The following is a 6,029-nucleotide window of genomic DNA, read 5'->3' on the forward strand; positions in this document are numbered from 1 at the left end:
GTCGGCGTCGATTCGCGGCGGCTCGTCGACCTGTCGCGCTGGATTCGTGAACAGAAGCTCGACGTGTACAGCCTGCTGATCGTGAAAGACGGCAAGCTGATCTTCGAGCGCTACGGCGCCACTGCGTCGCGCGATGCGACCTACGAGCTGTATTCGGTCACGAAGGCCGTGACGTCGCTCGTCGCGGGCATCCTGGTCGACCAGGGCGCCGTGCGGCTCGACGAGCCGGTGGCCGCGCGGCTCGCCACGTGGCGTCCCGACCTCGGCGGCGCGCTCGCGGACAAGCGCGATATCCAGCTGAAGCATGTGCTGTCGATGTCGAGTGGTCTGCACTACGACTTCAGCCCGAAGGACGATCCGATCTACTACACCGCGCCCGACCGGCTGAAGCTCGCTGCGTCGGCACAGCCGAAAGTCGCGCCGGGCACCGGGTTCGAATACACCGACGTCAATCCGATCCTCGCGGCGGCGATGTTGAGCGCGGCCGCCGGCGAGCCGGTCGAGCGCGTGGCGCAGGCGCGGCTGTTCGGCCCGCTGGGCATGAAGCGCGCGGCGTGGGAGCGCGCGGACCGCACGGGGCTGGTGTCGGCCGGCTGGGGGCTGCGACTGCGCGCGATCGACATGGCGAAGCTCGGCATGCTCGTGCTGGACGGCGGCCGCTGGCAGGGGCGGCAGGTCGTGCCGCGCGCGTGGATCGCGCAGATGACGTCGCCGGCCGTGTCGCCGCATTTCGGCTACTACTGGTGGATCAACAACATCGTCGACAGCGAGCCCGAGTTCGGCGCGATGGGCTTCAAGGGGCAGTTCATCACGGTGCTGCCGAAGCGCAATGCGGTGGTCGTGATGACAGGCGTGCTGCCGGTGGACGGCGGCCTGCGCGATGCGGAGAACGTGAAGCTGTTCCGCCGGATGGTGAACGGCTACATCCTGCCGGCGCTCGACGGCGGCGCGGCGGGGCGGGCTACCGTCGAGACGCGAGCGGTGCTGCACGACGAACTGGCGCTGAGCGCGCGAACCGAAGGCGTGCCGGGCACGCAGGTCGATCCGACCGATCTGCCGAAGTAGGCCGGACGGCGGCGCGTCCGTGCGGGCTTCCATCGAAACGCGCACGGTGCTGCACGACGAAGTCGCGCCGAGCGCGCGCACCCAACGCGTGCCGGGTACGCAGGTCGATCCGACGGATCTGCCGAAACAGGCGGGACGCGGTGCGTCTCGGGGGATGCGCCCGGCCCGCGCGATGGCGAGCCGGGCGCGCGCTGCGTCAGACCAGCTCCCCCAGACACGCGCCGAACTGCGCGACGAGGCGATCGACATCGTCGGCCGTCGTTTGCGGACACACGAGCATCATGTTGTGGAACGGCGTGATCAGCACGCCGCGATTCAGCAGGTACAGGTGCACGATGTGCTCGAGTTCGCTGTCGAGCTGCTCGCCGGCGATCGTGCCGTTGCGCGGCGGCGTGGGTGCGAACTGGAACTCGGTGCGTGCGCCGATGCGCGTCACGCACCACGGCAGCCCGTGTTTCGCGATCGCCTGTTCGAGACCGCCGGCGAGCCGCGCGGCGAGTTCGAACATGTGCGCGTAGGCCGCGTCGGTCGCGACTTCGGCCAGCGTCGCGCGCATCGCATGCATCGCGAGCATGTTCGCGGTGAGCGTCGTGCCGATGCCCGAGTGGCCGGGTGGCGCGTTCAGCTTCGCCTGCTTCGCGCGTTCCGCGAATTCGGCGCTGAATCCGTACACCGCGCACGGCACCCCGCCCGCGATCGGCTTGCCGACCACCAGCATGTCCGGCTCGAGATCGTGCGCGACGGCGTAACCGCCCGGGCCGCTGCTGATCGTGTGCGTCTCGTCGATCACGAGCAGCGTGCCGTAGCGGCGCGTCAGTTCGCGTGCCGCTTCCCAGAAGCCCGGATCGGGCAGCACCATCCCGATGTTCGTCATCGCCGGTTCCGCGAGCACGCAGGCGACGTCGCCGTGCTTCAGCGCGGCTTCGAGCGCGGCGAGATCGTTGAATTCGACGACGCGCGTGTTCGCGAGCAGGTCGTAGGACTGCCCGAGCAGGCTGTCGCGCTGCATGGGGCGACCGTCGACGAGGTCGACGAATACGTCATCGACCGTGCCGTGATAGCAGCCGTTGAACACGACGATCGTGTTGCGGCCGGTGGCCGCGCGCGCCCAGCGCAGCACGAAGCGGTTCGCGTCGCTCGCGCTCAGCGCGAATTGCCAGACCGGCAGCCGGAAACGGCGCGCGAGTTCACGCGACACCCACGCGGCATCCTCGCTCGGCAGCATCGTCGTGTAGCCGCGCGTGGCCTGCTCGATGAGTGCCCGCGCGACGGGTTCGGGCGCATGGCCGAACATCGCACCGGTGTCGCCAAGGCAGAAGTCGGCGTAGCGGTGGCCGTCGACGTCGGTGAACGTCGCGCCGCGCGCTTCCTTCACATACAGCGAGAACGGCGTCGACCAGTCCTGCATCCAGTGCAACGGCACGCCGAACAGCAAGTGCTCGGATGCTTCCGCGGACAGTGCGCGGGAGACCGGCATGGCTTCGGTGAATGCGCGGCGCTCGCGGTCGAACAGCGCGCGGGCGCGGATGAGGTCGACTCCGTGACGGGAAGGCAAAGGCAGCTCCTGGGCTGTGAAGATGGCGAAGACGATAGCGCGGAGCGCGGGGGGCTGAATAGAGGCGGAATTACCGAGGCGGACGCAGGTGCTCGGGCGCGGCGATTGAATGATGCGCACGGTGACGTGCGTGAAGCAGGAAAGCCCGGCTCATGTTTCCGATCGATCCAATTTTCGCGTTGGCGGGGGACGATGCGGTCCCGGGCGGCCGGGTGGCGGCGGCAGACAGGTCAGGATTTGGCCGGCCGGTTTGTTGCAATTAAAGTTTTTGCGCATAAACCGACAGCGGTACGCCTTGCCGCTGTCGTATTGCATGGAAAGTTAGTGTGCGCTCACACCCGGGCTGTTGCGTTCGACGTGTGTTCGGCGCCGGTCCATGGTGCGCCGGCGTCGCTGCGAATGACGGGAGTGCCGGCGCGTGATGCAGGTGAGCAGCAGCTTGCCTGGCGCTTCCCGTTCGCGGCAGCGGCGCGCTACGCCAGTGTCTTGACCATGTGATGCTCGTCGTAGAACCGCCCGTCGACGTACATCGAGCGCGGTTCCGTGCCGAACCGGACGAACCCTTGCGACGCATACAGCCGCTCCGCGGTTGCGTTGACCTCGTTCACGCACAGCATCAGCTGCTTGCACTGCCAAGCCTGCGCCGCGTGCGCGGTCGCGCTTTCGAGCAGCGTCTGCGCGATACCTTGCCCGCGATACGCGGGCTCGACGAACACGCCCCAGATGGTCGCCTTGTGCGAAATCTTCACGCGCGCATCGCGGCGCACGCCGGTGATGCCGACGAGCGTATCGCCGTCGAACGCGCCGAACACGGCGCGTTCGCGGGTCGGTGTGATGCGCGTCGCGAATTCGTCGACGGGCACCTGCGATTCTTCGTCGAGCGTCGGCAGGAAAGAAGTGGGCGCGGTGTCGATCGCACGCAGGCGAACGGTCTGGAAACGGGCGGCGTCGGCCGCGTCGAGCAGGCGGGTCGTGATTGTCATCGGGGCGTTCCGGTTGAGGGTCGTGCATGCCGGCGCGGGCCGTTGCGGCCGCGGGATGCATCGTCCTTATCGTAATAGGAATCCGGGTGCCGCGTGGCGGCGTTCGATGCATTGCGCATCCCGACCGCGTCAGGCGTCGGGCGCCGCGCGGCAGTCTTCAGATCGCGTCGTGCGGCCGCCTTGCATCGCCATCGACACAGCACGCGAGCACCTCGGCATCGGTGTCGCCGAGGCTCAGGTACACGTGCCCGACCGCGCTGTCGAAATACAGGCTGTCGCCGGCGCCGAGCCGGTACGCATGGCCGTTCTCGAAGCGCAGCTCCAGCTCGCCGCTCAGCACGAACACGAACTCCTCGCCGCTGTGCCGGATGTAGTCGGCGAAGTCCGACAGCTTGCGCGCATGGATCCGCCCGCGCACGGGCACCATCCGCTTGCCGGCCAGGTCGTTCGCGAGCATCCCGTACGCATAGTTCGGCGTGTCGTAGACCATCTGCTGGCCGGCCGGCGTGAACGACGGTGTCATCGGGCCGGCGGGCGCGGGGCGGCAGAACATCGTGTCGAAGTCGAGCGCGAGCGCATGCGTGAGCGCCGCGAACTTGTCGTAGGTGAGCGCGATGTCGCCGCGCTCGGCCTTCGAAATCGTCGACACCGCGATACCGGAGCGCTCGGACAGTTGCGCGAGCGTCAGGCCGCGCGACTTGCGCGCGTCGCGCAGCCGCGCGCCGACCGTCTGGTGGTCGAGCTGCGGCGCGGCGTCGGTGGGCGGCGGAACGGGAGCGGTGGATTTGGGCATGCGGATACGGGGCGCGACGTGCGTGACGTGAATACGGGTTTTATCGTATACGAGAATAATTTTTCTCGTATATGATAATTTTCGTCGAAATCGCCGATGGTGGGCGTGACGGCCACTCTAGCATCGGACGACGCGAAACTCGCGGGGCCGGTGCGGCCGGCGTGAACGACACGTGTGCGAATCGGCGCAGCTCGTCCGTGCGGCGGCTGCCCGACGATTCCGCACACGGCAGCGGTTTTTCCAGCCATTTATTTTCCCGGCCTGTCACGGCCGGGCCCGCGAAGGTGCAATCCATGTCCAGTGAAATCAAACGTCTGCAGACCGGCGCACGCATGAGCCAGGTCGTGATCGCGAACGGCTTCGTCCATCTGGCCGGGCAGGTGCCCGATACGGCCGGCGCGCCGATTGCCGTGCAGGCGACCGAAATCCTCACGCGCATCGACGCGCTGCTCGCATCGGCCGGCGTCGACAAGACGCGCGTGCTGACGGCCAACGTGTGGCTCAGCGACGCCGCGCACTTCGATGCGTTCAATGCGGTGTGGGACGCCTGGGTGCCGGCCGGCCACGCGCCGACCCGCGCGTGCGTGCAGGCATTGCTGATGAAGCCCGGTCTCGACGTCGAGATCGCCGTGACCGCGCTCGCCTGACGCCGGCGCCGCCCGCCCCGAGGAATTCCCGATGACATTCGACACGCTCGTCCTGGGCGGCGGCATGATCGGCGTATCCGTTGCCGTTCATTTGCAACAGCGCGGCCTGTCGGTCGCGCTCGTCGACCGCAAGGCGCCCGGCAACGAGACGTCGCTCGGCAATGCCGGGCTGATCCAGCGTGAAGGCGTGTATCCGTATGCGTTTCCGCGCGGCTTCGGCACGCTGCTGAAATACGCGTGCAACCGCTCGCCCGACGTGCGCTATCACGTCGGCGCGCTGCCGAAACTGATTCCGTTCCTGTACCGCTACTGGCGCAACTCGCATCCGGCGCGCCATGCGGAGATCGCACGCGCGTATGCACCGCTGATCGAACACTGCGTGACCGAGCATCGCGCGCTGATCGAAGCGGCCGGCGCCGGCGCGCTGCTGCGCGAAGGCGGCTGGCTGAAGGTGTTCCGCACCGCCGCGACGCGCGATGCCGAAACGCGCGACGCCGAGCGCTGGCGCGCCGAATACGGCGTGACCTTCGATGCACTCGACGCGGCCGCGCTGCGCGACGCGGAGCCGCACCTGAGCCGTGCGCTGGTCGGCGCGCTGCGCTATACGGGCTCCGATTCGATCAGCGATCCGAACGCGCTCGTGACGGCCTATGCGCGCTACTTCGAGCAGCTCGGCGGCCGCATCCTGACCGGCGACGCGCTGACGCTGTCGGCCGCGAACGGCTGGCGCGTCGACACCGCGCAAGGCCCGGTCGATGCGCGCGCGGCGGTCGTCGCGCTCGGGCCCTGGTCGGACCTGCTGTGCGAACGGCTCGGCTATACGCTGCCGCTCGCGGTCAAGCGCGGTTATCACATGCACTACGCGGCGCAGCCGGGCGCGCGGCTGAACCGGCCCGTGCTCGATGCCGACAGCGGCTTCCTGATCACGCCGATGACGCGCGGCATCCGCCTGACGACCGGCGTCGAGCTCGGCTATCGCGATACGC

General features: G+C 68.4%; 6 protein-coding genes. 3 read left to right on the forward strand and 3 right to left on the reverse strand.

Annotated elements, in window-relative coordinates; all coding sequences use genetic code 11:
- Positions 1 to 1,065: serine hydrolase (locus JYJ84_RS26325; RefSeq protein ID WP_240201902.1), on the forward strand; the 1,065-nt coding region annotated here is incomplete at its 5' end.
- A 196-nt stretch (positions 1,066 to 1,261) separates the two neighbouring features.
- Here JYJ84_RS26325 and JYJ84_RS26330 read toward each other — a convergent pair.
- The 3 genes from JYJ84_RS26330 to JYJ84_RS26340 form a co-directional block, all read right to left on the reverse strand.
- Positions 1,262 to 2,620: an aspartate aminotransferase family protein gene (locus JYJ84_RS26330; protein WP_175222718.1), complete on the reverse strand. Its 1,359-nt coding sequence runs from the start codon at positions 2,618 to 2,620 to the stop codon at positions 1,262 to 1,264.
- 473 nt (positions 2,621 to 3,093) lie between these two features.
- Positions 3,094 to 3,603: a GNAT family N-acetyltransferase gene (locus JYJ84_RS26335; protein ID WP_122948323.1), complete on the reverse strand. Its 510-nt coding sequence runs from the start codon at positions 3,601 to 3,603 to the stop codon at positions 3,094 to 3,096.
- A 157-nt stretch (positions 3,604 to 3,760) separates the two neighbouring features.
- Complete coding sequence (locus JYJ84_RS26340) at positions 3,761 to 4,396, reverse strand: helix-turn-helix domain-containing protein (protein ID WP_122948322.1); 636 nt, start codon at positions 4,394 to 4,396, stop codon at positions 3,761 to 3,763.
- A 293-nt stretch (positions 4,397 to 4,689) separates the two neighbouring features.
- Between JYJ84_RS26340 and JYJ84_RS26345 the strand changes: the two genes are divergently transcribed.
- Positions 4,690 to 5,043 carry a RidA family protein gene (locus tag JYJ84_RS26345; RefSeq protein ID WP_043186509.1) on the forward strand — a complete coding sequence of 118 codons (354 nt, stop codon included), beginning with the start codon at positions 4,690 to 4,692 and terminating at the stop codon, positions 5,041 to 5,043.
- Between the two features lie 31 nt (positions 5,044 to 5,074).
- A partial coding sequence (locus tag JYJ84_RS26350; RefSeq protein WP_205189632.1) for an FAD-binding oxidoreductase occupies positions 5,075 to 6,029 on the forward strand: 955 nt, incomplete at its 3' end.

The sequence above is a fragment of the Burkholderia sp. LMG 13014 genome (assembly GCF_905232215.1).
GTDB lineage: Bacteria > Pseudomonadota > Gammaproteobacteria > Burkholderiales > Burkholderiaceae > Burkholderia.